Below are 22,955 nucleotides of genomic sequence, written 5' to 3' on the forward strand. Positions count from 1 at the left end.
CGTGGCCGCGTTCGACAGCTACCCTTCGCCCAATCGCGGCCCGCGCCGACATGGCGCGCTGCCCGATCTGGTGGTGATCCATTACACCGCCATGCCGACCTGCGCCGAGGCCGAGGCGCGGCTCTGCGATGCGGGCGCCGAAGTATCGGCGCATTACCTGATTGCCCCCGATGGCGTGGTGACGGCCCTGGTGCCCGAAGAGTTGCGCGCCTGGCATGCCGGGGCGGGGGGCTGGGGCGGCTGCACGGATGTCAATTCGCGCTCTATCGGGATCGAACTGGCCAATCGTGGCGATGAACCCTTCCCCGAGCCGCAGATGGCCGCGCTGGAACGCCTGCTGGCCGATATCCTGCATCGCTGGCAGATCCCGCCGGAACGGGTGATCGGTCATGCCGACATGGCGCCCACGCGCAAGGGCGATCCGGGGGCACATTTCGATTGGCGCCGGCTGGCGCGGGCGGGGCTTTCGGTCTGGCCCGAACAGGGCGCCGATACGGGCGCCGAGGCGGGCGATTTCATCGCCGCGCTGCGGGTCTTTGGCTATCCCGACGCGCCGGAGGATGCCTTGCTTGCGGCCTTTCGGCTGCGCTTCCGCCCTTGGGCGACCGGGCCGCTGGATGCGACCGATACCCGCCTTGCCGCCGATCTGGCCGCGCGCTTTCCGGTTGACGCGCCCGCCGCCGGGGCGTAATCCGCCCCTCGCGCGGATGGCTGGATGACCGCGTGCGCCGCAAGGCGTGCGAGGAAAGTCCGGACTCCATGAAACAAGGGTGCCGGGTAACGCCCGGCGGGGGTAACCTCAGGGAAAGCGCCACAGAGAAGATACCGCCATGATTGCATCCGCCGGATGCGGACATGGTAAGGGTGAAACGGTGGGGTAAGAGCCCACCGCGGACCGGGCAACCGGGACGGCACGGCAAGCCCCACCCGGAGCAATGCCGAATAGGGGCCTCGCGCGGAAAGGTCCGGGACCACAGGGGCAACCCTGCCGGAGACCTCCGCAAGGGACGTTTCAGCCCAAGAGTGCCCGGGTTGGCAGCTAGATCCCGTCCGCAAGGGCGGGGGCAGAGGAATGGTCATCCAGAGGCGGCGACGCCTTGGACAGAATCCGGCTTACAGGCCATCCGCGCGACATTTTTCCCCCTGAAGGCGACCAAGCCTGCGCTATGCTTCGCGGCGACTCGGTCTTCAGGAGGGATATCCCATGAGTTTCATCAAGACCCTTGCAACGCTTGCTGTCGGTTTTGCCGCCGCCAAGGGCGTGCAGAAGTTCCAGCAGGCCGGCGGCATGACCGGCATGAAGGATGCCCTGCGCGGGGCCGGTGCGCCGGGCGGCGTGGCTGACCAGATGGGCGCCATGGCCGAAAAGCTGGGCATCCCGGGCGGTGCGCAGGGTGTGCGCGACATGATGGGCAAGCTGGGCCCGCAGGCTGCGCAGGCGACCGAACAGGCCGAGGCCGGGCTGGGCAGCCTGATGGCGGCGATGACGGGCGCGGCGTCGGCGGGCGCGCGCAACATGGGCGAAATGCTGGGCGCGATCACCGGCGCCACGCCGCTGGGCGCCGCGGCCGAAGAAAACGCCAAGCTGATGATCCGCGCCATGATCCAGGCCGCCAAGGCCGATGGCGAGATCGACGCCGAGGAGCGCGCGACGATTCTCTCGCATCTCAAGGATGCCAGCGACGAGGAAATCGCCTTCGTGAAGGCCGAGCTGGACGCGCCGCTCGATATCATGGGCTTTGCCGCCTCGGTCGGCGATCACGCCAAGGCGCAGGTCTATTCGGCCGCGCTGATGGCGATCACCGTCGATACCGACGCGGAACGCGCCTATCTCAAGGGTTTGGCGAGCGCCCTGGGGCTGGATGACGCCACCGTGGCGACCATTCACGCCGGCGCCGGCAAGCCCGCGCTGTAAGGCGGTAAAAACCAAGGGCGGCAGGGGTTTTCGCTGTTGACTCTGCCGCCCGCATCCGTAAAAGGCAGGCTTCAAGGATTAGACCGGGCGACGCTGTTTCCCCGGATGCAGGAGAGACGACTATGGCGAAGCCGACGACGATCAAGATCCGTCTGAACTCGACGGCGGGCACCGGGCACTTCTATGTGACCAAGAAGAATGCCCGCACCATGACCGAAAAGATGACGGTCAACAAATACGACCCGGTGGTGCGCAAGCACGTCGAATACAAGGAAGGCAAGATCAAGTAAGATCTGCCGCTCCGCAAGGATTGCAGGGCCGTGGCGCAAGCCGCGGCCCTTTTGCTTTTGCGGTGGCGCATGGGCGGGGCAGGGCGCGCATGAAAAAGGCCGGGCACAGGGCCCGGCCTCTGGTCGTTTCAAGCGGTTCTCGTTCAGTCGCGATTGCCGAGGAATTGCAGCAGGAACATGAACATGTTGATGAAGTCGAGATAGAGGTTCAGCGCCCCCATCACCGCCGAGCGGCCGATCCAGGCCTCGCCCCCCGCATCGCCCTGATGGGCGAAGGCGAGATACTGGCCCTTGATCTGCTGCGTGTCATAGGCGGTCAGACCGGCAAAGATCAGCACGCCGAGGAAGGAAATCACGCTCGACAGCCCGTCGATGTTGAAGAACATGTTGACGAGCGAGGCCACCAGAAGCCCGATCACCCCCATGATGAGGAAGGTGCCGATCGGCCCCAGATCGCGCTTGGTGGTATAGCCGTAAAGGCTCAGCCCCAGAAAGGCGATCGCGGTCACAAGGAAGGTCGTCGCGATGGAGGCGCCGGTGAACACCAGGAAGATCGAGCTGAGCGACACGCCCATGGCGACCGCATAGGCATAGAAGGCCAGCTGCGCCGCGGCCGGCGACAGGCGGTTGATCATGGCGCTGAGGCCAAAGACAAAGACCAGCGGCAGGAACATCACCACCCACTTCAGCGGCGAGGTATAGAGCGCGGCCCCGAAGGAGGTGAGGTATTCGCCCGCCCCGATCTGCACCACACCTGAGGCCGCATCGCCCGTGACGGCCAGCCCCGCGATGGCCCAGGCCGCCGCGCCGGTGATCACCATGGCCACCGACATCAGGCCATAGACCTTGTTCATATAGGCGCGAAGGCCCTGGTCGATCTGCGCCGCGCGGGCGCCGACCGTGCCCGTGCGAAGGGTATCATATTCAGCCATTCGTGCCTCCGAGTTCAGACTGTTCCATGGCGCGCGATCCTGCGCGCGCGCGTTATGGGGTCAATATCGGAAGCGTCGGGCGGGTTTTCAAGGCGGTGCGGCGCATCTCTGCGCCGGATCAGGATTTTTGCCGCCAATGGCCCGGCGCGTCCCAGTCGGTGCGGGTGGCCAGCGCCTCGGCCTCGGCGCGGGTCAGGCCGATGTCGCGCAGCAAGTGGCGGTCCAGTGCCAGCAGATGCCGCTGCGACCGGCGAAAGGCGCGGCGGGCCATCCAGCCGCGCAGCAGGGCGCTCGGCGACAGGCGGAAGGGGCGGGCGGGAAGGTGCGAAATCTCGGACATGATCACTCCGTTTCGTCATGGGTTGCGGGGTATTCATTCGATACGGTGATATTGACAGGCGACGCTTAATAATGAAAATGAATGATTGTTGGTACATGAATCACGAGGCTTGATATGGCGCGCAATCTGGATCTGACGGCCCTGCGGGCCTTCGTCGCGGTGGTGGATGCGGGCGGGGTCACGCGGGCGGCGGGGTTGCTGAACCTCACGCAGAGCGCGGTCTCGATGCAGATCAAGCGGCTGGAGGAGGGGCTGGGGGTGGAGCTGTTCCTGCGCGCCGCGCGCCGGCTGAGCGTCACCGCCGAGGGCGAGCAACTTCTGGGCTATGCGCGCCGCATGCTGGAGCTGAACGATGCCGCGCTGGAACGCATGGGCCTTGCCGCCTTTGAGGGCGAGATCCGGCTGGGCGTGCCGCATGACATCGTCTATCCGGCGATTCCCGCGGTGTTGAAGCGGCTGGCCGGGCAGTTCCCGCGGCTGCGGGTCAATCTGGCCTCGTCCTTCACCATGCTGTTGCGCGATGGGTTTGCCCGCGGCGATTTCGACATCATCCTGACCACCGAAGACCGCCCCGGCCCCGAGGGCGAGGTGCTGTCGCGGCAGAACCTAGTCTGGATCGGCGCGCAGGATGGCGCCGCCGCCACCCGTCGCCCGCTGCGGCTGGCGTTCAAGGATACCTGCATCTTCCGCCCGCTGGCGCAGGGCGCGCTGGATCGCGCCGGCCTGCCCTGGGAAACCGCGCTGGAGGGCGACAGCGAACAGGCCGCCGAGGCGATGGTGGCCGCCGATCTGGCGATCTCGGCCCGGATCGAGGGGCGCTGCCCGCCCGGCACCGCCGAGGTGACGGGGCAGGGCCTGCCCGATCTGGGCAGCCTGTCGATCTGCCTCTATGCCGCCCCCACGGCGCGCGGCGAGGCGATCGAGACGATGTTGTCGGAACTGCGGCTGGCCTATGGCGGCACGGCGCGGGCCGAGGCGGCTTGACGCAGGCCGGGGCGGCGGGTAGGGCCACCCGATCCGCCGCCACGCCTGAGCAAAGACAGACCGATGCCCCACGCCCCCCATCCCGAACGCCGCAACTTCTATGGCCGGACCCATGGCAAGACCCTGCGCGCCAGCCAGAAGACCTATCTGGCCGAGGATCTGGGCAAGCTGAGCCTGGACGGTGTGACCGTGCAGTCGAACCCGGGGCGCAGGCCGCTGGATCTGGCGGCGCTGACGGGGGGGCGGCCGCTCTGGCTTGAGGTCGGCTTTGGCGGCGGCGAGCATCTGGTCCATATGGCGGCGCGTTACCCGGACGTGTTCCTGATCGGCTGCGAGCCCTTTGTGAACGGCATTGCCATGCTGCTGGGCAAGATCCGCGCGGCCGGGGTCACCAATCTGGCGCTGCATCCGGGCGATGTGCGCGACCTGTTCGACGTGCTGCCGCCCGAAACCGTGTCAAAGGCCTTTCTGAACTACCCCGATCCCTGGCCCAAGGCGCGCCATCACCGCCGCCGCTTCGTGACGCCCGATTACCTCGGGCCGCTGGCGCGCAGCCTGAAGCCGGGCGCGGAATTCCGGGTGGCGACCGATATCCCCGATTATGTCCGTCAGACGCTGGAGGAAGTGCCGGTCGCGGGCTTCGATCTGGTCGAAAAGGCCGGCCCCGGTTTCGGCCAGGGCGCCGCCTGGGAGGACTGGCTTTCGACGCGCTATGAACAAAAGGCGCTGCGCGAGGGGCGCGACCCGCATTACCTGACCTTCCGCCGGCAGGGCTGAAGCCGCGCTGGCCGCGACTGAAACAATGAATCACATCCGTTTGACGGCGCGCGACCGGGGTTTGCATTGCGTTCCCGGCATCCTAGCTGTTTGCTGTGACCAAGCCCGGCGGGAGGCCGGGCACGTTCTTGCGACCGAAAGGAGTTCTGCGGTGCAATCCAGAGCGATTTCCTTGGATGTTCCGGCCCTCGCCCCGCGGCAGCGGGCGGTGCGGATGATGGGGGCCCTGCTGCTGGGCCTGACCGTGGCCATGGGCCCCGCGCATTTCGTCGAGGCCCGGGGCGCCCCCGAGAGCTTTGCCGATCTGGCCGAAAAGATCAGCCCGGCGGTGGTGAACATCACCACCTCGGCGGTGGTCGAAGCCTCGACCGAGTCGATGCCGCAACTGCCCGAGGGATCGCCCTTTCAGGATTTCTTCGACCAGTTCCAGAACCGCAACGGCGATACCGGCCCGCGCCGGTCCGAGGCGCTCGGTTCCGGTTTCGTGATTTCGGAGGATGGCTATATCGTCACCAACAATCACGTCATCGAGGGCGCGGACCAGATCGAGATCGAGTTCTTTTCGCACAAGCGCCTGCCGGCCAAGCTGGTCGGGACCGATCCCAAGACCGATATCGCGCTGCTCAAGGTCGAAAGCCCCGAGGCGCTGCCCTTTGTCAGCTTTGGCGACAGCGATCTGATGCGCGTGGGCGATTGGGTCATGGCCATGGGCAACCCGCTGGGCCAGGGTTTTTCGGTCAGCGCGGGCATCGTCTCGGCGCGGGGGCGCGAATTGCAGGGCACCTATGACGACTTCCTGCAAACCGATGCCGCGATCAACAAGGGCAATTCGGGCGGGCCGCTGTTCAACATGGACGGGCAGGTGGTCGGGGTGAATACCGCGATCCTGTCGCCCACCGGCGGCTCGATCGGGATCGGCTTTTCGATGGCGTCGAATGTGGTGCAGAAGGTGACGAACCAGCTGCGCGAATTTGGCGAGACGCGGCGCGGCTGGCTGGGTGTGCGCATCCAGGACGTGACGCCCGACGTGGCCGAGGCCATGGGCCTGGGCGATGGCGCCGTGGGCGCGCTGATCACCGATGTGCCCGAGGGCCCGGCCAAGGAGGCCGGCATGATGGCGGGCGATGTGATCACGCTGTTCGACGGCAAGCCGATCAAGGATGTGCGCGACCTGACCCGCCGGGTGGCCGATGCGCCGGTGGGCGAGGCGGTCAAGGTCGAGGTGCTGCGCGAGGGCAAGACCGAGACGCTGACCGTGACGCTGGGCCGCCGCGAGGAGGCCGAGGCGACCGAGGCCGCCGCCGCCAAACCCGGCACCCCGCAGGCGCCGGCCAAGGCCGAGCTGCTGGGCCTGACGGTGGAGCCGGTCTCTGCCGAGCTGCGCGAGAAGCTGGGGCTTCAGGGCGATGAGGGCGGCCTTGTCGTGACCAAGGTCGATGGCACCTCGGAGGCCTATACCAAGGGGCTGCGCGAAGGTGACCTGATCACCGAGGCCGGCCAGCAGAAGGTGGCCCGGATCGAGGATCTGCAAGCGCGCATCGACGAGGCGAAAGAGGCGGGGCGCAAGTCGATCCTGCTCTTGATCCGGCGCGAGGGTGATCCGCGCTTTGTCGCGCTGTCGGTCGAATAGGCGCACGGCGAACAGGGGCGCGACAGTTCGCGGAAATCATCGGGGCGGCGGCGGGGCGACCAGCCGCCGCTTTTGCTTGGCGGCCCCGCCCGGCTGCGGCATGCTGCGCCGAAACCGACAGGAGCGCCCATGACAGACCCCGTTCTTCCGCCGACCTCGGAGCCGGTGATCCGCACCATCGCCATGCCCGCCGATACCAACCCTTCGGGCGACATCTTCGGCGGCTGGCTGATGGCGCAGATGGATCTGGCGGCGGGCAATCTGGCCGCCCGGCTGGCGCGCGGCCGGTCGGCCACCATCGCGGTAGAGGGGATGACCTTTCTCAAGCCGGTCAAGGTGGGGGATGAGGTATCGCTTTACGCCGATCTGGAGGGGATGGGGCGGACCTCGATGCGCATCCATGTCGAGGCCTGGCGACGCGATCGCTACGGGTCGGAAAGCATCAAGGTGACGGATGCGTCCTTCACCTTTGTCGCGCTGGATGCCGAGGGGCGGCCCCGGCCAATCCCGCGCGACTGACGCCTGGCGCGGGGTGGTCAGCGCCGGAGGGGTTTTGCACCCCTCCGGACCTCCCCGCAGGATATTTTTGAACAGATGAAGGGGGCGGTCAGGGGCGGATTTCGATCGGGGTGCCATCGGGCACCCGCGCCCAGATCGCCTCCATCTCGGTATTGGTGACGCCGATGCAGCCATCGGTCCAGTCCGCCATGCGGTGCAGCCTGCCAAGCGCGCCCCAGCCGTTCGGCAGACCATGGATCATCACCGCGCCGCCCGGGCTGACCCCGGCCGCCGCCGCCGCCGCACGGTCGCGGGCATCGGGGTAGGAGATGTGCAGGCTCAGATGCGCGACCGAGCGCGGGTTGCGCCAGTCGATGACATAGCTGCCTTCGGGCGTGCGTTCATCGCCCTCTTGGCGTTTGGGACCATCGCCGGGCGCGCCGCCAAGCGCGATGTCATAGCTGGCGATCCGGGTCGTGCCGCGCCACAGCTCCATCCGCCGGGCGGATTTCTCGACGATGATGCGGTCGGCCTGTTCCGCCACCGGGCGCATCGGCGGCGGTGTGCCGGGGGCGAGCCGCGCCATGGCCTTGGTATAAAGCGGCAGGCCCAGCAACAGGGCGATCGGCAGGCCCAGCCACCAGCGCCGCCGCATCAGCCGATTTCCCGCAAGAGCCGCGTGCGGAAGGCGGCGACCCAGTCGGCGCGTTCCTCGGCCATGTCGCGGCCGGTTGCGGTCTGCATCGTGGCGACGATGGGAAACAGCTTGACCTCCAGATGGTCAAGCGCGAAGGCGCGGTCGTCCAGCGGGCGGTGCTGTGCCAGCGGATCGTCGGGGTCATAGATCTGGCCCCCCATCAGCCCGCTGACCGCGAACATCCGCGCAAGGCCGATGGCGCCAAGCGCCTCCAGCCTGTCGGCATCCTGCAAGATGCGCGCCTCGGCCGTTTCGGGGGCGATGCCGGCGGAAAAGCTGTGGGCGGCAATGGCATGGGCCACCGCGTCGAGCCTGGCCGCGGGAAAGCCGGCCTCGCGCAGCCAGTCCACCGCCGCCCGCGCCGAAAGGACCGAGGCCTCGTGCCGGTTGGGCGCATCCTTGGGCAGGTTCACCAGGTCATGCAGATAGGCGGCGGCGCAGAGCACCTCCAGATCGGCGCCGCCCTCGGCCGCGGCGATGCGGCGGCAATTGGCCCAGACCCGGCGCAGATGGCCGATATCATGCGCGGCATCCGACTGGCCTTGCCAGAGGTCGGCCAGCGCAGCCTCGTAATCGCGTTCGGTCAGGCTCACAGCTCGTCCAACTCCGTCTTCACAAGGCCCAGCGTCTTGGCGCCCGCCAGCGACAGGACCGGGCTGTCGAGCCCCAGCGGCTCCTGAAAACGGCGGACGGCGTCCAGGGTGGCGGCGTCCATCGCCCCTGTCAGCGGCGCGAGGTAATAGCCCCGCGCCTTGAGCGCGCGCTGCACCGAGGCGATGAAATCCATCGTCAGTTCCTCGGGGCAGGGGGTGCGGATATGGATCGCCTGCCGGTCGCGCAGGATGCGCTGATGGGTCGAGGTCGCATAGGTCGCGGGGGTGACGACCGCGCCCGCCGCATCGGTCACGGCCGGGGTCACGACCACCTGTTCCGAAACCGTCTCGATCACGGCGGGGGTGATGTCGGTGGTCCAGCACCGACCGGGACGCGAGGGGGGGGGCGGGGTCTTGGTCCCGGCGACGCGGATCACGCCTTTTGACAGGTCGGCGGTGCCGGGGGCCGCGGGGCCGCCGCCGGTGCAGCCGGCAAGCAGCGGCAGGGCCAGCAGGACGGCGGTCTTCAAGAGGGTCATCGGTCGGTCTGCCCCTGGGTTCTGCCCGTTTCGACCCGGCACCATAGACACAAAATTGCGGCGCGGAAAGGGGTTGGCGCCATGTTGCCGCGCCATGTCGTGCCCGGGCTGGAAGCGGCCGGGCTTTTGGCCTATGTCTGCGGCGAGCAACCTGGAAAGAGGCCGCTGCGATGGCGAAGATCACCTATATCGAGCATAACGGCAAAGAGCATGTCATCGACGTGCCGAATGGTCTGACGGTCATGGAAGGCGCGCGCGACAATGGCGTGCCGGGGATCGAGGCCGATTGCGGCGGCGCCTGCGCCTGTTCGACCTGCCATGTCTATGTCGCGGCCGACTGGGTGGACCGCCTGCCGAAAAAGGACGCGATGGAAGAGGACATGCTCGATTTCGCCTGGCAGCCCGATCCGCTGCGCTCGCGTCTGACCTGCCAGCTCAAGGTGTCCGATGCGTTGGACGGGCTGGTCGTGCAACTGCCGGAAAAACAGATCTGATCCGCGCCCTGCTGGCGGGGCTCTGGCTTGCGGCGGGGGCTTGGCCCGCCGTGGCAGAGACCCTGGTCGCGGCCCGCTATGCCGAGCCGGTCGCGCGCTATGATCATCACATCCTCGGGCGGCTGCGCGACCATGGCGCGCTTGTCCTGACGCTGCGCGCCTGCGGCGATTGCGCGCCCGAGGAGCGCCGCTTTCGCCTGCCCGAAACCCATGTGTTCGAGGATGTCGCGCCGCGCCTGTGGGATGTGACCGGCGATGGCGCCCCCGAGGCGGTGGTGGTCGAAACCGACATCGCGCGCGGTGCGGCGCTGGCGATCTACGGGCCCGCGGGGCGCCTCGCCGCCACCGCCCCGATCGGCCAGACGCATCGCTGGCTGGCACCGGCGGGGGCGGGCGATTTTGACGGCGATGGCCGGATCGAGATCGCCTATGTCGATCGCCCGCATCTGCGGCGGGAACTGGTCTTCCTGCGGCTTGATGGCCCGCAGCTGACCGAGGTCGCCCGCCTGCCGGGCTATGCCAATCACCGCATCGGCGAGGAACGCATCCTCAGCGGCAGCCGCGATTGCGGCGCGGGGGCCGAACTTGTCCTGCCCGATGCGACGGGCCGCCTGGTCGCGCTGCGCCTCGATATGCCGCCACGCCCGCTGAACCAGCCCGCCACGGATGCGGGGCTGGCCCGGGCGCTGGCTTGCGCGAATTGATCCACCCTTCATCTGTTCAAAAATATCCTCGGGGGTGAATTGGGCCGCAGGCCCAAGAGGGGGCAGACAGCCCCCTTGCCCCGGCTCAGTTGGTCTTGCGGCCGGGCAGGAATGGCAGCGGCAGCACCGGCACGCCATCCTCGATCAGGCGGCGCGCCTCGTCGGGCTTTGCCTCGCCATGGATGGCGCGTTCCGGTGCCTCGCCCTCATGCATGCGGCGGGCCTCGGTGGCGAATTCCGTGCCGACATATTCCGATTTCGCCTCGATCTCGCGGCGCAGCGCGGCCAGCGCCTGTTCCTGCGGGCTGTTCTGGTCGCGCAGCGCGGCGCCGGTTTCGGTCCTGGCCGCGACCGAGGGCGCCATCAGCGCCTTTTCCACCGTGCTGTTGCCGCAGATCGCGCAGGCGACCAGGCCGCGCGCCTGCAGCGTGTCAAAGGCGGTGGCCGACTGGAACCAGCTTTCAAAGCTGTGTCCCTCGGCGCAGGTCAGGGCGTAGCGGATCATGCCAGTGCTGCCGGAAAGCTGTTCTCTCCACATGGCGCTTGCGGCGTCGGAATGCAACTGCCCGCGTTGCTCAGCCCCGGGCTGCGGCCTCGTGCCCGGGCCAGTTCGCCAGCGAACTGAGCAGCGCGCGCAGTTCCGGCTCGGCCACCTTGCGGGCGGCCTTTTCCGGGCGAAACCATTTGCGGCGGCGCTGTTTCTTTTCAGGGAAGCGGTCGGCCAGCCCGCGCACCTTGAGCGCATAGACTGCCACCACGCAGGGCAGGGGGCTGCGTTCCGGCCCCAGGCCCTTGTCATAGGAATAAAGCCCCAGGCAATGCGGATCGGGCTCGCCCTCGACCCCCGCCTCCTCCCAGGCCTCGCGCGCGGCCGAGGCTTCGGGGTTCAGGTCGCGGATCGGCCAGCCCTTCGGGATCACCCAGCGGCCGGTATCGCGGCTGGTGATCAGCAGCACCTCTACCCCCGCGCCCCCCTTGAGCGCGGGGCGCCAGCACAGCGCCGCATATTGCGTGCGGATGTCACGGGCGTCGGGCGCCTCGGCCGCGCGAGGCGGGGCCTTCGGGGATGTCTGGCCAGTCACGGGTCTGCCTGCCTGCTTCGGATACCGTTTACCAAACCCGCCCCGGCCGCGTGCCGCATCGCCTGCGTCTGGCCGGATCGGGCGGCGCCCTGGATTGGTTCCCAGTGTCGCCTTGTCCTATTGACAAAGTATGAAGCCTTTGCGCGGGATTTCAACCCCATGCTGACCAGACGCGGCGTCGGGGCGGCAGGCGCGCCGCATCGGCGGTTGACCGGCCCGCGCGGCGCGTTGATGATCGGCGCCGGATCCGGGCAGAAGGAAGGTCGGCACTCCCCATGGTTTTCCTGTCTGCGGGCGCCGCATGACGCCGCTGTTCCTCGGATCGGAGATTTATCGCGGCTCGTCCTATGGCGGGGGCCATCCGCTGCGGGTGCCGCGGGTCTCGACCGTGATGGATCTGGCCCGGGCGCTCGATTGGCTGCCGGCCGCGCAGTATCGCAGCAGCCCCCGCGCGCGCCCCGCCGCGCTGACGGGCTGGCATGACCCGGCCTATATCGCCGCGCTGGAACAGGCCGAGGCGCTGACCCGCGCGGGCCGGGCGCTGCCGGCGGATTGGGCGCGGCGCTTTGGTCTTGGCACCCCGTCGAACCCCGCCTATCCCGAGATGTTCCGCCGCCCCGCCACCGGCGCCGGGGGCATGATCTGGGCGGCCGAGACGCTGGCCCATGCGCCTGCCGGGGTGATCCATGTGCCGGGGGCGGGCACGCATCACGCCTTTGCCGGGCGGGCGGCGGGGTTTTGTTACCTCAATGACCTGGTGCTGGGGCTGCGGGCTTTGCAGCATGCCGGGCTGCGGCGGCTGGCCTATGTCGATCTTGATGCCCATCACGGCGACGGGGTGGAGGCCGCCTTTGCCGATGCGCCCGAGGTGCTGCTGATCTCGGTGCATGAAGAGGGGCGCTGGCCGTTTACCGGCGGGGTGGCGGATCGCGGCGCGGGGCAGGTGTTCAACCTGCCGGTGCCGCGCGGCTATAATGATAGCGAGGCGGCCGAGGTCTGCGCCCGGCTGCTGGTGCCGCGCCTTGTCGCCCATGCGCCCGAGGCATTGGTGATCCAGTGTGGCGCCGATGCGCTGGCCGAGGATCCCTTGTCGCGGCTGGCTCTGTCGAACCGCGCCTATCTGGCGACGCTGGCCGCGCTGTTGCCGCTGGCGCCGCGGGTGATCGTGACCGGCGGGGGCGGCTATCACCCCTGGGCGGTCGGGCGGCTGTGGACGGCGATCTGGGGGCTGATCGCGGGCCATGCGCCGCCCGACCGGCTTCCCCCGGCAGCGGAGGCGGTGCTGCGCGGGCTGGACTGGCGCGGCGGCGGCCGCCCCTTGCCGCCCGAGCCGCTTTACACCACGCTCCTCGACGCCCCGCGCCCGGGGCCAGTGCGCGCCGAACTGCGCGACCGCCTTGCCTTGCTGGAGCGCCGATGACCCGAAGCTTCATCGCCCTTGGACTGCCCGAAGACCTGCATGCCGCCCTGCGGCTGGTGCAGATGCGCCTGCCCTTGCCCGCCCGGGTGGAGCCGGAGGATTTTCACCTGACCCTCGCCTTTCTCGGCGATCAGCCCGATCATGTGCTGCAAGAGGTGCATGAGGGGCTGGAGGCGCTGCACATGCCGCCCTTCACCCTGCGGCTGACCGGGGTGAACGGCTTTGGCGGGGCGAAGCTGCGGCTGGTCTGGGCGGGGATTGCGCCCTCGGATCCGCTGATGCGGCTGCAAGCCAAGGTGGCGCAGGTGGCGGTGCGCGCGGGCATCGCGGTGAAAAGCGCGGGCTTTACCCCGCATGTGACGCTGGGGCGGTTTCCCACGCCCGCCCCGGATCTGCTGGCACGGCTTGAGGCGGCGATGGTGGCGCAGCAGGGCTTTTCCGCCGGGCCATGGCCGGTCACCGAACTGGGCCTTTATGCGTCTTATCCCCGGGCGCGGGGGCCGCGCTATGACCTGCTGACCAGCTATTCGCTGGGCTGAGGCAGCAGAGGCCGCAGCGCCGCCAGCAGCGCGGCCTCGTCCGCCGGGGCCAGCACGGCCGGGGCGGCGGCGGCCAGCGCGGCCTGCCGCGCCGGGGTCAGGCCCCTCAGCGCGGGGCCCAGCGTTTCTGCCGTGACGGCAAGCGCCGCGCCGGCGGCATCGAGCCGGGCAAAGACCTCGCGGAAATTCGCGGTGCCCGGACCGTGCAGGATGGCCGAGCCATGGGCGGCGGGTTCATAGGGCGTATGGCCGCCGGCATCGCCAAAGGTGCCGCCGATCACCGTCGCGCCGGCCATTGCATACCACGCGTCCATCTCGCCCAGCGTATCGGCCAGATAGACGGCGGTGCCCGGCCCCGGCACCTCGCCGGCGGATCGGGTGGCATGGGACAGGCCGCTGGCGCGGATCGCATCCGCCACCTCGGCGCTGCGGCGGGGGTGGCGCGGGGCGAGGATCAGCAGGTCAAAGACCTCGCGGGCCTGGGCGAAACCCGTGAGGATCACCGCCTCTTCGCCCGCATGGGTCGAGGCCGCGAGCAGGAGGCGCGCCCGCGCCGCGGGGGGGGCAAAGGGCAGGGTTGCCGCCTGCCCCGTGGCCCGGGCCTTGAGCATCAGCCGCGGCGCGATCCGATCCTGCGGCAGGCCGAGGGCGCGAAACCGCGTCTCCGACCCGGCATCCTGTGCCGAGAGCAGCGCGATCCGCCCCAGCATCGCCGCCGCCAGCCCGCCCGCCACCCGCCGCCAGTTGCGCGCCGACCCTTCGGACATGCGCGCGCCAAGCGCGATCACCGGCCCGCGTTCGGCCATGCGGGCGATGCGTTCGGGCCAAAGTTCGCTCTCGATCAGGATCAGCGCGTGGGGGCGCCAGGCCGCGATGAAGCGCCGCACCGCGCTGGGGCTGTCAAAGGGCGCCAGCCGCACCCGCAGCCCCGGCAGGCCCCAGCCCGCAACCATCGCGCGCGCGGTCCAGCTGTTGCAGGTGACGATGATGCGCAGCCCCGGCGTCTCGGCCAGCAGCCGCTCCAGCAGCCAGCGGACCGAGGTCAGTTCCCCGTTGGAGGCGCCATGTAGCCACAGATCGGCCCCCTCCGCCGCGCCAAGCGCCAGCCTTTCGCGCAGCGCACCGGCCCCGACGCGCCCGCGCAGCCGCTGCCCCAGCACATGCAGGATCAGGACAGGCATCAGCAGCCTGAGCAGAAGGCGATAGAGACCCAAGATGCCCCTCCGGCGCGGTGATCCCCTGCGGCATAGCCACAGCGCCCCTGCCGCGCAAGCCGGATGCGCTGCGGCGGGTATAATCTGGAATTGGAATTAGAATTGATCTAAATCAATGCGGCGCCCGAGGCCGGCGGGCAGGGTGCCACCGAACGCGCATGACCCAGGATGGAGTATTGCGATGAAGTGGCTTACCGCCCTTGTGCTGGCCAGCACGGCAATGACGGGTGCCGCCGCGGCACAGACGCTGCGTGACAGCGCGCTGGAGATCTTCAAGCCCTTGCCCTCGACCGTGCCGGCGGTGAAGGACAACCCGGTCACCCCGGCAAAGATCGACCTGGGCAAAGCGCTGTTCTTCGATCCGCGCCTCTCGGCCTCGGGGGTGTTTTCCTGCTATTCCTGCCACAACCTGACCACGGGCGGCGATGACAATATGGAGACCTCGGTCGGCCATGGCTGGCAGAAGGGGCCGCGCAACGCGCCGACCGCGCTCAATGCCGTGCTGAACGAGGCGCAGTTCTGGGATGGCCGGGCCGAGGATCTCAAGGCCCAGGCCAAGGGGCCGGTGCAGGCCGGGGTGGAGATGGCGAATACGCCCGACAATGTGGTGGCCACGCTGAAATCCATGCCGGCCTATGTCACCGGGTTCACGACCGCCTTCCCCGATGAACCCGATCCGGTCAGCTTTGACAACATGGCCCGCGCGATCGAGGCTTTCGAGGCGACGCTGATCACCCCTGCGCCCTTCGACGCCTGGCTGAACGGCGATGACAACGCCCTCACGCCCGAGGCGCAGGCCGGGCTGGCGCTGTTCATCGACAAGGGCTGTTCGTCGTGCCATTCCGGCGTGAATGTCGGCGGCCACGGCTATTACCCCTTCGGTCTGGTCGAAAAGCCCGGTGCCGATGTGCTGCCTCCGGGCGACAAGGGGCGCTTTGCCGTGACCGAAACCGCGGATGACGCCTATGTCTTCCGCGCGGCCCCCCTGCGCAACATCGCGCTGACCGCGCCCTATTTCCATTCCGGCAAGGTCTGGGATCTCTCGGTCGCGGTGGAGATCATGGCCGAAAGCCAGTTGGGCGAGGCGCTGAAGCCCGAAGAAACCGCGCAGCTCGTTGCCTTTCTCGACAGCCTGACCGGCACGCTGCCGACGATCACGCTGCCCAGGCTGCCGTCTGAGACCGCGACGACCCCGCGCCCGACCTCTGAACTGCGCTGATCCGCCGTGACGCATCCCACCCCCCGCGCCAGCCCGGCGCGGGGGTCTTTTTGCTTGGCAGGGCGGGGCGGGATTGGCATCTTGCCGGCATTGCGATCCAGGAGGTTTCATGATCCCGCATTTCCGGCTTTCCCTGCCTGCCTTCATCTGCGCCGCGCTGCTGGCGCCGCCCGCCCTTGCCGCCACGGGTGCTGCGCTCGAAACCTGCGAGATCGGCGCCACGGTCATGTCGCCCGGTCATGCGGTGCCGGGGGTGATCGAGGCCGATCATGGCGGCATGTGCGAGATCCATTTGCAATCGGGCGATATCACGGTGATGCCGGCCTATGCCCTGACCCGGGCCGAGGGGGTTGACCTGCCGCGCGGCCCCGCCGCCCCGACCGAGGGGTTCGACGCGCTGGTCGAGGGCTATTGGGCCTGTGCCAACACCGCAGGCGAGGGGTTCGACATCCTGATCGCCCCGGGCAGCTATGACATGATGGATGGTTCGGGCGGCACCATGGCCGCCACGCCGGACGATCCGCTGGGCGTGCTGTTCAGCGGCGGGCCCTGGGACGGCCGCCATGCGGTGGTCAGCAATGCCATGCTGATGATCACCCCGCCCGAGGGGCTGGCGCTGACCTGCAAGCTGAAACCGTGACAGCGCTGCACGGCTTCGGGCGGGCGGTGGCGCTGATGCTGGCGCTGCCGGTCGGCGCGCAGGCGACGCCGATTTGTCCGCAGGCCACGCTTGTCACGGTGCCGGGGCAGGGCGAGGGCGTGGTAGAGGCCACCGCCGCCTCGGGCGATTGCGCGGTGCGGCTGGCCGATGGCCGTCTGTTCGAGGCGCCGCCCGCCGCGCTGGTGCCGCTGGCCGCGGGCGACAGCCCGCCGGAGCCGGCGCTGCCGCCGGCCTTTCTGCGCTGCACGGGGGCAGGGGACGCGCGGCTTCTGGCGCTTGCGCCGGGGCTCTACATCCTGGCGCAGGGCGGGGCCGGCAGTCTCCGCCAGAGCGGGGGCGAGATCGGGTTTGACAGCGGCCCCTTGCAGGGTCATCGGGGCCGGATCACCGAAACCGGCCTGATCCTGACCCCGCCCGAAGGCGCGGCGCAGAGCTGCACGCCGCTGCCGCCCGGCTGATCACAGCGCCGGCGGGCGGCGGCCGGGCCAGTCGGTCGCGGCATGGTAGCTCTGCCCGATTGCCAGCACCTCGGCATCGGCGCCAAAGCGGCCGATGATCTGCATTCCCATCGGCAGGCCCGTCGCGCCAAACCCGCAAGGCACCGCCAGACTGGGCAGGCCGATCAGGCTGATCGGCACCACCACCTCCATCCAGCGGTGATACGTGTCCATCGCCCGACCATTGATCGCCTGCGGCCAACGCCAGTCGGCCGGAAACGGCCAGACCTGCGCCGAAGGCATCACCAGCGCGTCATATCGGGCAAACAGCTTTGCCGCGCGTGCATACCAGCGCGACCGGATCACGCTGGCCGCATGCACCTCTGCCGCGGTCACCGCCAGACCCTGTTCGATCTCCCATTGCGTCTCTGGCTTGAGCTGCGCCCATTGCGCCGGATCGTCGCGCATTGCCCCCTTGGCCCCGGCATTGAGAAAGGCCCGCAGCGTGAGCCAGGCCCACCACAGCTTTTCCGCCGGAAAGGGCGGCGCCACCTCGTCGATCTCCGCGCCCTGATCGGCCAGCACGGCAAGCCCCGCGCGACACAGATCCAGGATGCCGGGCTCGCAAGGATAGGCCCCGCCCCAATCGCCCAGCCAGCCGATGCGCCGCCCCTTCAGATCGGCGGGCGGGCGCAGGAAATCGCCGCCGGGCAGGCCAAAGGGCACGGTCGGGTTCTCGCCCGCCAGCACGCCCAGAAACCGCGCGACATCCTCGACCGTGCGCGCCATCGGGCCTTCGGTCGCCAGCGTCGCCATGAAGGTATCGCCTAGGGCATCGCCCGGCACCCGCCCGTAAGAGGGGCGCATGCCATAGACGTTGCAAAAGGCCGCCGGATTGCGCAGCGACCCCATCATGTCGCTGCCATCGGCCAGCGGCACCAGCCGTGCCGCCAGCGCCGCCGCCGCCCCGCCCGAGGAGCCGCCCGCCGTGCGCGTCAGATCATAGGGGTTGCGCGTCACCCCGAAGACCGGGTTCAAACTGTGGCTGCCATGGCCCCATTCCGGCGTATTGGTCTTGCCGACAAGGATCGCCCCTGCCGCCCGCATCCGCGCCGCGACCAGATCGTCGGCACCCGGCACATGATCGGCAAAGATTGGTGACCCATAGGTCGTGCGCAGCCCTTTCACCGCCACCAGATCCTTCACCGCCAGCGGCAGACCATGCAGCCAGCCCCGAACCGGCGCGTCATCCGCCGCCCGTGCCTCATCCATCAACACCTCGGGCGCGCGCGGCGACACGATGGCATTCACCGCCCCGTTCACCGACGCGCTGCGCGCCAGATGCGCCTCCATCACCTCCGAGGGCTTTATCTCACGCGCGGCGATCATCCGCGCCAGATCCGAGGCCGAACGATCCAGCAGCACGATATCCTCTTTCATCTGTTCAAAAATATCCTGGGGGGTGTGGGGGGCAAAGCCCCCCACCTGCGCGCCGCCGCAAGGCGGCGCAACCCGTGTGGTTCATTTCTGCAATTCGGTCCAGATCGCGGTCACATAGTCCTGTGCCTTGCCGGTGCAGGTGGGCAGGAACACGCCCGCCGCCTTGAACGCCTCGGGGATCACCACCTCGGGCGCGGTCTTCATGTCTTCCGGCATGAAGGCCTCGGACCCGGCGATGCCATTGGCATAGCGCGCAAAGGCCGAGATCATCGCGGCATTTTCCGGCACCATGATGAAGTCGAGGAACTTGTAGGCCGCGTCCACATTCTGCGCATCCTTGAGCAGCATCACCGAATCCATGAACAGCGGGTAGCCCTCCTTGGGATAGCCATAGGCCACCGCCGGATTGGCGACCCGTGCCCGCATGGTCGATCCGTTCCAGTTCACGCTGGCCGCCCAGTCATTGTTCGACAGCTTTTCGGTCGCGCCGTAATCCATGCTGATCCAGTCGGGCTTGGCGGCGATCAGGGCGTCGCGCGCCTTTTTCAGCACTTCGGCATCTTCGGAACAGGGCTGGCCGCCGGCCCACATCGTCGCCATGGCAACGATGTCGTTCATCTCGGGCACGACATTGATCTTGCCCTTCAGCTCTGCCGGCACTTCCAGAAAGACCGACGAGGTGTTGATGTCGCCGCCATAGACCGAAGTATTCACCGCGACCCCGGTCGAACCCCATTGCCACGGAACCGAGAATTTGCGGCCCGGATCCCAGCTCACATCCTGCCATTCGGGGGCGATATTGCCCTTGTTGGCCAGTTTGGCGGCATCCAGTTCGGTCACCAGACCCTTCTCGATCCAGATCGGCACATAGTTGGCCGAGGGCACGACCAGATCAAAGCCATGGCCGCCGGCCTCGATCTTGGCAAGTGCGGTGTCGTTGCTGTCGTAATCGGTCACCGTGACCTTGATGCCGGTCTCGGCCTCGAATTTCGTCAGCAGTTCGGGGCTGGTGTAATTGCCCCAATTGTAGAGTTGCAGCACCCCCTCGGCCCGGGCAAGCCCGGTGGTGGCCATCAGAAGCGCGGTAGCGGTGATCAGTCTTTTCATCAGTCTCTCCTTGCTGGTAAATCCGGGCTCGGTCGGCCCGGTTCGGGATCAGGTGAACAGGAAATCGGCGCTGGTCAGGGTGGTGGCGGTGCTGCCATGCAGCCGGATCGACTGATCGCCCCAGCCGATCAGCCAGTCCTGCGCCGATAACCGGTCGAGGTGAAGCGCGCCAAAGCCGCGGGCCAGGTCGCGGTCGATCACGATCCGGTCCAGCCCGTCCTGGAAATCGGTGATCACGTCGCGCGCCGCCCCGGCATTGGCAAAGACAAAGCGGTCGGCCCCGGCGCCGCCGGTCAGCCGGTCGCTGCCGGCCCCGCCGTCCAGACGGTCGGCGCCCGCGCCGCCCGACAGGCGGTCGCGCCCGCTGCCGCCCAGCAGGATGTCGGCGCCCAGACCGCCGCCCAGGTCGTCGGCGCCGCTGCCCCCGCGCAGGCTGTCCCTGCCGCCCCAGCCGCGCAGGCTGTCGGTGCCGCTGCCGCCGGCCAGCATGTCGTCGAAGCGCGATCCATGTAACTGGTCGGCGCCGCGCCCGCCCTCCACATGGCTGGTGAGATCGGCGATATCGGCGCCGCGCAGGATCACGCGATCATTGCCCGCCCCGGCCAGAACGACGCTGCCGCTGCGGCCATCGGTCTGGCGCAGCGTGTCGTCGCCGCTGCCGGTCACGGCGGCGATTCGATCCTCGGCGGCGATGCGGTCGGCCCAGGCGGAACCGATGACCGAGGCCAGCACGTCGGAGATGACGCTGAGCCCGCGCCCGGCCTCGACCGCGATGAAATAGCCGCGGTCGGCGATGCTGTCTCGGTTGTAGCCTTCGGAGACAAAGACCTTCTGGCTGGTCAGCAGCCGCGCCAGGCCGTCGATCTGTTCGGGTGCCATGCCGGCAAGCTCCGGCTGGCCGGACAGCGCGCGCACAAGCCCGTCGCGTGCCGTGATCTGCGCCTGCCAGAGCGCGGCGGAGGCCGGACGGAAATCGCCGCTGAAGGCGCCGTTCTGGTCTGTCTGGGTCAGCGCATCGGCCACGTCCAGCGCGCGGTCCAGCACATTATCCAGCAGATCGGCGGCGGAAGCGAAGTCGCCCGCGGCCTGGCTTGGCCCCCGGTTCACCGCCGGATGAATCGCCGAGGCCGAGCTTTCGATCCCCAGAAGGGCGGCGACGGCCGCGAAAATCTCGGGCGTGGCGGCGGTGGTGCCGGAGAGAAAGGTCGCGATGGCGGCCAGCGTCTGCTGGTGGATCACCGGGTAAAGCGCGGCATAGCCATCGCTGCTGGGGTAGTAATGCACGATGCCCGCATCGTCGATCCAATGGTCGCTCCAGCGGCCCATATAGCGGTCGGCGGGCGGGTCGGGTTCGGTCGGGGTCGTGGGTGTGGTCGGCGTGCCGCCGCCATCATCGGGCGGCTGTGGCACGGGCGCGTCGGTGTCGATCACGCCCCAGCCGCCCACCAGCGAGTGCGCGCCCTCTGCCCAGGTGGTGTTGAACCCCGCCGGCCGTTCCGAATAGACCGCGATCACCTTCAACTCGTCGTAATCAACGTCATTCGTGGCGTCGTAGAAATCGTAATAGCGCTGATAGGGGCCGGCGCCGAGCGTCCCGTCCGAGTTCAGGTAATAGACCGCCGCCCCCGCATAGGTCAGCGCGACGTTCCGCCCGCCGGGCAGGTCTTCATGCACTGTGGCCAGGCCGAGCCTGACGTAATATCTGGGCATTGCGACGCTCCGGGATGAGGGGTCAGTTTCTCTTTCGGGTCAGCAGGAAAAAGGCGGTCAGCAGGATCACGGTCAGACCCAGCAGCCCGGTGGAGATTGCGTTCACCTCGGGGGTGATGGCGCGGCGCATCTGGCCCAGCATGTAGGTGGGCAAGGTATCCTGCCCGCCGGATTTCACAAACTCGGTGATCACCACGTCATCGAGGCTGATGACGAAGGCCAGCATGGCCCCGGCCAGAATCCCCGGCGCGAGCAGCGGCAGCGTGACATGGCGAAAAGTCTGCCAGGGCGAGGCGTAAAGATCGGCCGCCGCGGTCTCCAGGCTCAGGTCCATCCCCTCCAGCCGGGCGCGGATCGGCAGATAGGCAAAGGGGATGCAGAAGGCCGCATGGGCCAGGATCAGGTAGCCCAGCCCCTGATAGCCGGTCCAGGATTTGACCATGCCGAACAGGATCAGCAGCGCGACCGCGGTCACGATCTCGGGCACCATCAGGGGCTGGTTGATCATGACATAGATGAAGGTCTGCCCCTTGAACCCGGCGCGCCGCGTGGTGCCAAGGGCGGCCAGCGTCGCCGCCGTGGTCGCCACCGCCGCCGCCGAGGCCGCGATCACCAGCGACCGCAAGGTCGCCGATTTCACCGCCTCGTTCGCCCAGGCCTTGCTGAACCAGTGCAGCGACAACCCCTCCCATACCGCGATGGAGGTGCCGCCGTTGAAGGCATAGGCGACCAGCGTGAAGATCGGCAGGTAAAGCGCCACGAAGGCCAGCATGGCGATGGCGGCAAAGCCCGGAATGCGCGCAGGCTGAAAACGGGTCTCAGCCATGGCCATTGCCCCCCTTGTTCGCGGCCCGCACATAGAACAGCAGCGCCGCCGTGGTAATCAGCAGCAGCGTCACCGACAGCGCCGCGCCCAGCGGCCAGTTCCGGCCCTGACCGAATTGCAGCTCGATGAAATTGCCGATCATCATGTTCTTGCCGCCGCCCAGCACGCGCGGCGTGACATAGGCCCCCAGCGAGGGCACGAAGACCAGGATCGACCCGGCCACGATGCCCGGCTTCACGATGGGCAGGATGACATGGCGCAAGACCTGCCAGCGGTTCGCGTAAAGGTCATAGCCCGCCTCCAGCAGGCGCATGTCGAAACGGTCGATCGCGGCAAAAAGCGGTAGCACCATCAGCGGCAGATAGACATAGGTCATGCCCATCAGCACCGCCGCATCGGTGTTGATGATGCGCAGCGGTTCGGAAAACAACCCCAGCCGGATCATCACCGTGTTGAACAGCCCCTCGTTGCGGATCACCTCATTGATGGCGAAGGTGCGGATCAGCAGGTTGGTCCAGAACGGGATGGTGATCAGGAACAGCCAGAACCCCCGCGCGCGGGGCGGGCGGGTGGCGATGAACCAGGCGGTCGGAAAGCCCACGGCAAAGGTGAACAGCGTGGTCAGCAGCGACAGCCGGACCGAGCGCCACCAGATTGTCAGATGCGCATCGGCCAGTTTCAGCGTCTCGTCAAAGATGTCGCGGGTGAACAGGATGCCCAGCCAGCCATCGGTGCTGAACTGCCATTCCACATTGCCGTATTTGCCGGGCGTCAGAAAGGAATAGACCAGCACGATCAGCAGCGGCCCGACCGCCGCCACCGCAAGGATCACCAGTGCCGGCGCCGACAGCGCCCAGGCATTGCGGACGGAACGGGCCCGGGCCTGATCTTCCAGCGCGCTCATGGC

The 22,955-nt window shown here is 68.4% G+C and carries 27 protein-coding genes and 1 other RNA gene; 15 read left to right on the forward strand and 13 right to left on the reverse strand.

What is annotated here, in order from left to right:
* Position 1: 1 nt before the first annotated feature.
* The 4 genes from FOA17_RS05960 (at position 2) to rpmG (ending at position 2,205) form a co-directional block, all read left to right on the forward strand.
* Positions 2-691, forward strand: a complete 690-nt coding sequence (locus FOA17_RS05960) for an N-acetylmuramoyl-L-alanine amidase (RefSeq protein WP_238991726.1) — start codon at positions 2-4, stop codon at positions 689-691.
* 12 nt (positions 692-703) lie between these two features.
* Positions 704-1,132: RNase P RNA component class A (gene rnpB / locus FOA17_RS05965), an RNA gene on the forward strand.
* A gap of 72 nt (positions 1,133-1,204) precedes the next feature.
* Positions 1,205-1,915, forward strand: coding sequence for a DUF533 domain-containing protein (locus FOA17_RS05970; RefSeq protein WP_149140536.1), 711 nt, complete (start codon positions 1,205-1,207; stop codon positions 1,913-1,915).
* Positions 1,916-2,037: 122 nt separating this feature from the next.
* Positions 2,038-2,205, forward strand: a complete 168-nt coding sequence (rpmG, locus tag FOA17_RS05975) for a 50S ribosomal protein L33 (protein ID WP_011750518.1) — start codon at positions 2,038-2,040, stop codon at positions 2,203-2,205.
* A 143-nt stretch (positions 2,206-2,348) separates the two neighbouring features.
* Here rpmG and FOA17_RS05980 read toward each other — a convergent pair whose 3' ends face one another.
* Positions 2,349-3,137: a Bax inhibitor-1/YccA family protein gene (locus FOA17_RS05980; RefSeq protein WP_149140537.1), complete on the reverse strand. Its 789-nt coding sequence runs from the start codon at positions 3,135-3,137 to the stop codon at positions 2,349-2,351.
* Positions 3,138-3,255: 118 nt separating this feature from the next.
* A complete protein-coding gene (locus FOA17_RS05985) occupies positions 3,256-3,477 on the reverse strand; it encodes a DUF1127 domain-containing protein (RefSeq protein ID WP_238991727.1) in 222 nt (73 codons plus the stop codon).
* 114 nt (positions 3,478-3,591) lie between these two features.
* Here FOA17_RS05985 and FOA17_RS05990 point away from each other — a divergent pair, with 114 nt between their 5' ends.
* The 4 genes from FOA17_RS05990 to FOA17_RS06005 all read left to right on the forward strand — a co-directional run bounded on the left by FOA17_RS05990 (position 3,592) and on the right by FOA17_RS06005 (position 7,387).
* Positions 3,592-4,461 (forward strand): LysR family transcriptional regulator, encoded by an 870-nt coding sequence (locus FOA17_RS05990; protein WP_149140538.1) that lies wholly within the window; start codon positions 3,592-3,594, stop codon positions 4,459-4,461.
* 63 nt (positions 4,462-4,524) lie between these two features.
* Positions 4,525-5,238 carry a tRNA (guanine(46)-N(7))-methyltransferase TrmB gene (gene trmB, locus FOA17_RS05995; RefSeq protein ID WP_149140539.1) on the forward strand — a complete coding sequence of 238 codons (714 nt, stop codon included), beginning with the start codon at positions 4,525-4,527 and terminating at the stop codon, positions 5,236-5,238.
* A 151-nt stretch (positions 5,239-5,389) separates the two neighbouring features.
* Positions 5,390-6,868, forward strand: a complete 1,479-nt coding sequence (locus tag FOA17_RS06000) for a DegQ family serine endoprotease (protein ID WP_149140540.1) — start codon at positions 5,390-5,392, stop codon at positions 6,866-6,868.
* A gap of 129 nt (positions 6,869-6,997) precedes the next feature.
* Positions 6,998-7,387: an acyl-CoA thioesterase gene (locus tag FOA17_RS06005; protein ID WP_149140541.1), complete on the forward strand. Its 390-nt coding sequence runs from the start codon at positions 6,998-7,000 to the stop codon at positions 7,385-7,387.
* An 88-nt stretch (positions 7,388-7,475) separates the two neighbouring features.
* Here FOA17_RS06005 and FOA17_RS06010 read toward each other — a convergent pair whose 3' ends face one another.
* From FOA17_RS06010 to FOA17_RS06020, 3 genes are read right to left on the reverse strand one after another with little or no spacing between them, the layout of a single operon-like run.
* A complete protein-coding gene (locus FOA17_RS06010) occupies positions 7,476-8,021 on the reverse strand; it encodes a L,D-transpeptidase family protein (protein ID WP_149140542.1) in 546 nt (181 codons plus the stop codon).
* A complete protein-coding gene (locus FOA17_RS06015) occupies positions 8,021-8,656 on the reverse strand; it encodes an HD domain-containing protein (RefSeq protein ID WP_149140543.1) in 636 nt (211 codons plus the stop codon). Before FOA17_RS06015 ends, FOA17_RS06010 begins: the two co-directional genes overlap by 1 nt.
* Positions 8,653-9,195 carry a peptidoglycan-binding domain-containing protein gene (locus FOA17_RS06020; RefSeq protein ID WP_149140544.1) on the reverse strand — a complete coding sequence of 181 codons (543 nt, stop codon included), beginning with the start codon at positions 9,193-9,195 and terminating at the stop codon, positions 8,653-8,655. Before FOA17_RS06020 ends, FOA17_RS06015 begins: the two co-directional genes overlap by 4 nt.
* A gap of 170 nt (positions 9,196-9,365) precedes the next feature.
* On the opposite strand from FOA17_RS06020, the gene FOA17_RS06025 reads away from it, so the two are divergent.
* Together FOA17_RS06025 and FOA17_RS06030 are read left to right on the forward strand one after the other, a co-directional pair.
* A complete protein-coding gene (locus FOA17_RS06025) occupies positions 9,366-9,689 on the forward strand; it encodes a 2Fe-2S iron-sulfur cluster-binding protein (RefSeq protein WP_149140545.1) in 324 nt (107 codons plus the stop codon).
* Positions 9,690-9,739: 50 nt separating this feature from the next.
* A complete protein-coding gene (locus FOA17_RS06030) occupies positions 9,740-10,393 on the forward strand; it encodes an FG-GAP repeat domain-containing protein (protein WP_238991728.1) in 654 nt (217 codons plus the stop codon).
* Positions 10,394-10,478: 85 nt separating this feature from the next.
* On the opposite strand, the gene FOA17_RS06035 is transcribed toward FOA17_RS06030, so the two are convergent.
* Both FOA17_RS06035 and FOA17_RS06040 read right to left on the reverse strand, forming a co-directional pair.
* Positions 10,479-10,898 (reverse strand): DUF1178 family protein, encoded by a 420-nt coding sequence (locus FOA17_RS06035; RefSeq protein ID WP_149140546.1) that lies wholly within the window; start codon positions 10,896-10,898, stop codon positions 10,479-10,481.
* Positions 10,899-10,968: 70 nt separating this feature from the next.
* Entirely contained in the window at positions 10,969-11,475 is a 507-nt protein-coding gene (locus FOA17_RS06040; protein WP_149140547.1) for an NUDIX hydrolase, read from the reverse strand.
* 301 nt (positions 11,476-11,776) lie between these two features.
* Between FOA17_RS06040 and FOA17_RS06045 the strand changes: the two genes are divergently transcribed.
* Positions 11,777-12,895, forward strand: coding sequence for an arginase family protein (locus FOA17_RS06045; RefSeq protein WP_149140548.1), 1,119 nt, complete (start codon positions 11,777-11,779; stop codon positions 12,893-12,895).
* Positions 12,892-13,434: an RNA 2',3'-cyclic phosphodiesterase gene (gene thpR, locus FOA17_RS06050; RefSeq protein WP_149140549.1), complete on the forward strand. Its 543-nt coding sequence runs from the start codon at positions 12,892-12,894 to the stop codon at positions 13,432-13,434. The genes FOA17_RS06045 and thpR overlap by 4 nt, the downstream gene beginning before the upstream one ends.
* On the opposite strand, the gene FOA17_RS06055 is transcribed toward thpR, so the two are convergent.
* Positions 13,419-14,648 (reverse strand): 3-deoxy-D-manno-octulosonic acid transferase, encoded by a 1,230-nt coding sequence (locus FOA17_RS06055; RefSeq protein WP_149140550.1) that lies wholly within the window; start codon positions 14,646-14,648, stop codon positions 13,419-13,421. The two genes, thpR and FOA17_RS06055, sit on opposite strands and share 16 nt — an antisense overlap.
* Before the next feature lie 181 nt (positions 14,649-14,829).
* Between FOA17_RS06055 and FOA17_RS06060 the strand changes: the two genes are divergently transcribed.
* From FOA17_RS06060 to FOA17_RS06070, 3 genes are all read left to right on the forward strand, one after another.
* Positions 14,830-15,867 carry a cytochrome-c peroxidase gene (locus FOA17_RS06060; RefSeq protein ID WP_149140551.1) on the forward strand — a complete coding sequence of 346 codons (1,038 nt, stop codon included), beginning with the start codon at positions 14,830-14,832 and terminating at the stop codon, positions 15,865-15,867.
* A gap of 109 nt (positions 15,868-15,976) precedes the next feature.
* A complete protein-coding gene (locus FOA17_RS06065) occupies positions 15,977-16,507 on the forward strand; it encodes a hypothetical protein (protein ID WP_149140552.1) in 531 nt (176 codons plus the stop codon).
* On the forward strand, positions 16,504-16,986 hold the full coding sequence (locus FOA17_RS06070; RefSeq protein ID WP_149140553.1) for a hypothetical protein: 483 nt from the start codon (positions 16,504-16,506) through the stop codon (positions 16,984-16,986). The genes FOA17_RS06065 and FOA17_RS06070 overlap by 4 nt, the downstream gene beginning before the upstream one ends.
* Here the strand turns inward: FOA17_RS06070 and FOA17_RS06075 are convergent, their stop codons facing one another.
* The 5 genes from FOA17_RS06075 to FOA17_RS06095 all read right to left on the reverse strand — a co-directional run bounded on the left by FOA17_RS06075 (position 16,987) and on the right by FOA17_RS06095 (position 22,952).
* Positions 16,987-18,405, reverse strand: coding sequence for an amidase (locus FOA17_RS06075; protein ID WP_203232270.1), 1,419 nt, complete (start codon positions 18,403-18,405; stop codon positions 16,987-16,989).
* A gap of 81 nt (positions 18,406-18,486) precedes the next feature.
* Positions 18,487-19,512: an extracellular solute-binding protein gene (locus FOA17_RS06080; protein WP_149140554.1), complete on the reverse strand. Its 1,026-nt coding sequence runs from the start codon at positions 19,510-19,512 to the stop codon at positions 18,487-18,489.
* Positions 19,513-19,560: 48 nt separating this feature from the next.
* A complete protein-coding gene (locus tag FOA17_RS06085; RefSeq protein ID WP_149140555.1) occupies positions 19,561-21,222 on the reverse strand; it encodes a calcium-binding protein in 1,662 nt (553 codons plus the stop codon).
* A gap of 22 nt (positions 21,223-21,244) precedes the next feature.
* Complete coding sequence (locus tag FOA17_RS06090) at positions 21,245-22,048, reverse strand: ABC transporter permease (RefSeq protein WP_149140556.1); 804 nt, start codon at positions 22,046-22,048, stop codon at positions 21,245-21,247.
* Positions 22,041-22,952: an ABC transporter permease gene (locus FOA17_RS06095; RefSeq protein WP_149140557.1), complete on the reverse strand. Its 912-nt coding sequence runs from the start codon at positions 22,950-22,952 to the stop codon at positions 22,041-22,043. Before FOA17_RS06095 ends, FOA17_RS06090 begins: the two co-directional genes overlap by 8 nt.
* Positions 22,953-22,955 lie beyond the last annotated feature (3 nt).

This window comes from Gemmobacter caeruleus (assembly GCF_008271655.1).
GTDB classification, from domain to species: Bacteria; Pseudomonadota; Alphaproteobacteria; order Rhodobacterales; family Rhodobacteraceae; genus Gemmobacter; species Gemmobacter caeruleus.

Bases quoted from the DNA above. Each gene is read 5' to 3' on its own strand.
- thpR (WP_149140549.1), top strand. From the start codon at position 12,892: ATGACCCGAAGCTTCATCGCCCTTGGACTGCCCGAAGACCTGCATGCC.
- FOA17_RS05990 (WP_149140538.1), top strand. From the start codon at position 3,592: ATGGCGCGCAATCTGGATCTGACGGCCCTGCGGGCCTTCGTCGCGGTG.
- FOA17_RS06020 (WP_149140544.1), bottom strand. From the start codon at position 9,195: ATGACCCTCTTGAAGACCGCCGTCCTGCTGGCCCTGCCGCTGCTTGCC.
- rpmG (WP_011750518.1), top strand. From the start codon at position 2,038: ATGGCGAAGCCGACGACGATCAAGATCCGTCTGAACTCGACGGCGGGC.
- FOA17_RS06065 (WP_149140552.1), top strand. From the start codon at position 15,977: ATGATCCCGCATTTCCGGCTTTCCCTGCCTGCCTTCATCTGCGCCGCG.
- FOA17_RS06085 (WP_149140555.1), bottom strand. From the start codon at position 21,222: ATGCCCAGATATTACGTCAGGCTCGGCCTGGCCACAGTGCATGAAGAC.
- FOA17_RS05980 (WP_149140537.1), bottom strand. From the start codon at position 3,137: ATGGCTGAATATGATACCCTTCGCACGGGCACGGTCGGCGCCCGCGCG.
- FOA17_RS06035 (WP_149140546.1), bottom strand. From the start codon at position 10,898: ATGATCCGCTACGCCCTGACCTGCGCCGAGGGACACAGCTTTGAAAGC.
- FOA17_RS06060 (WP_149140551.1), top strand. From the start codon at position 14,830: ATGAAGTGGCTTACCGCCCTTGTGCTGGCCAGCACGGCAATGACGGGT.
- FOA17_RS06025 (WP_149140545.1), top strand. From the start codon at position 9,366: ATGGCGAAGATCACCTATATCGAGCATAACGGCAAAGAGCATGTCATC.
- FOA17_RS06010 (WP_149140542.1), bottom strand. From the start codon at position 8,021: ATGCGGCGGCGCTGGTGGCTGGGCCTGCCGATCGCCCTGTTGCTGGGC.
- FOA17_RS06095 (WP_149140557.1), bottom strand. From the start codon at position 22,952: ATGAGCGCGCTGGAAGATCAGGCCCGGGCCCGTTCCGTCCGCAATGCC.
- trmB (WP_149140539.1), top strand. From the start codon at position 4,525: ATGCCCCACGCCCCCCATCCCGAACGCCGCAACTTCTATGGCCGGACC.
- FOA17_RS05985 (WP_238991727.1), bottom strand. From the start codon at position 3,477: ATGTCCGAGATTTCGCACCTTCCCGCCCGCCCCTTCCGCCTGTCGCCG.
- FOA17_RS06090 (WP_149140556.1), bottom strand. From the start codon at position 22,048: ATGGCTGAGACCCGTTTTCAGCCTGCGCGCATTCCGGGCTTTGCCGCC.
- FOA17_RS06005 (WP_149140541.1), top strand. From the start codon at position 6,998: ATGACAGACCCCGTTCTTCCGCCGACCTCGGAGCCGGTGATCCGCACC.
- FOA17_RS05970 (WP_149140536.1), top strand. From the start codon at position 1,205: ATGAGTTTCATCAAGACCCTTGCAACGCTTGCTGTCGGTTTTGCCGCC.
- FOA17_RS06080 (WP_149140554.1), bottom strand. From the start codon at position 19,512: ATGAAAAGACTGATCACCGCTACCGCGCTTCTGATGGCCACCACCGGG.
- FOA17_RS06075 (WP_203232270.1), bottom strand. From the start codon at position 18,405: ATGAAAGAGGATATCGTGCTGCTGGATCGTTCGGCCTCGGATCTGGCG.
- FOA17_RS06045 (WP_149140548.1), top strand. From the start codon at position 11,777: ATGACGCCGCTGTTCCTCGGATCGGAGATTTATCGCGGCTCGTCCTAT.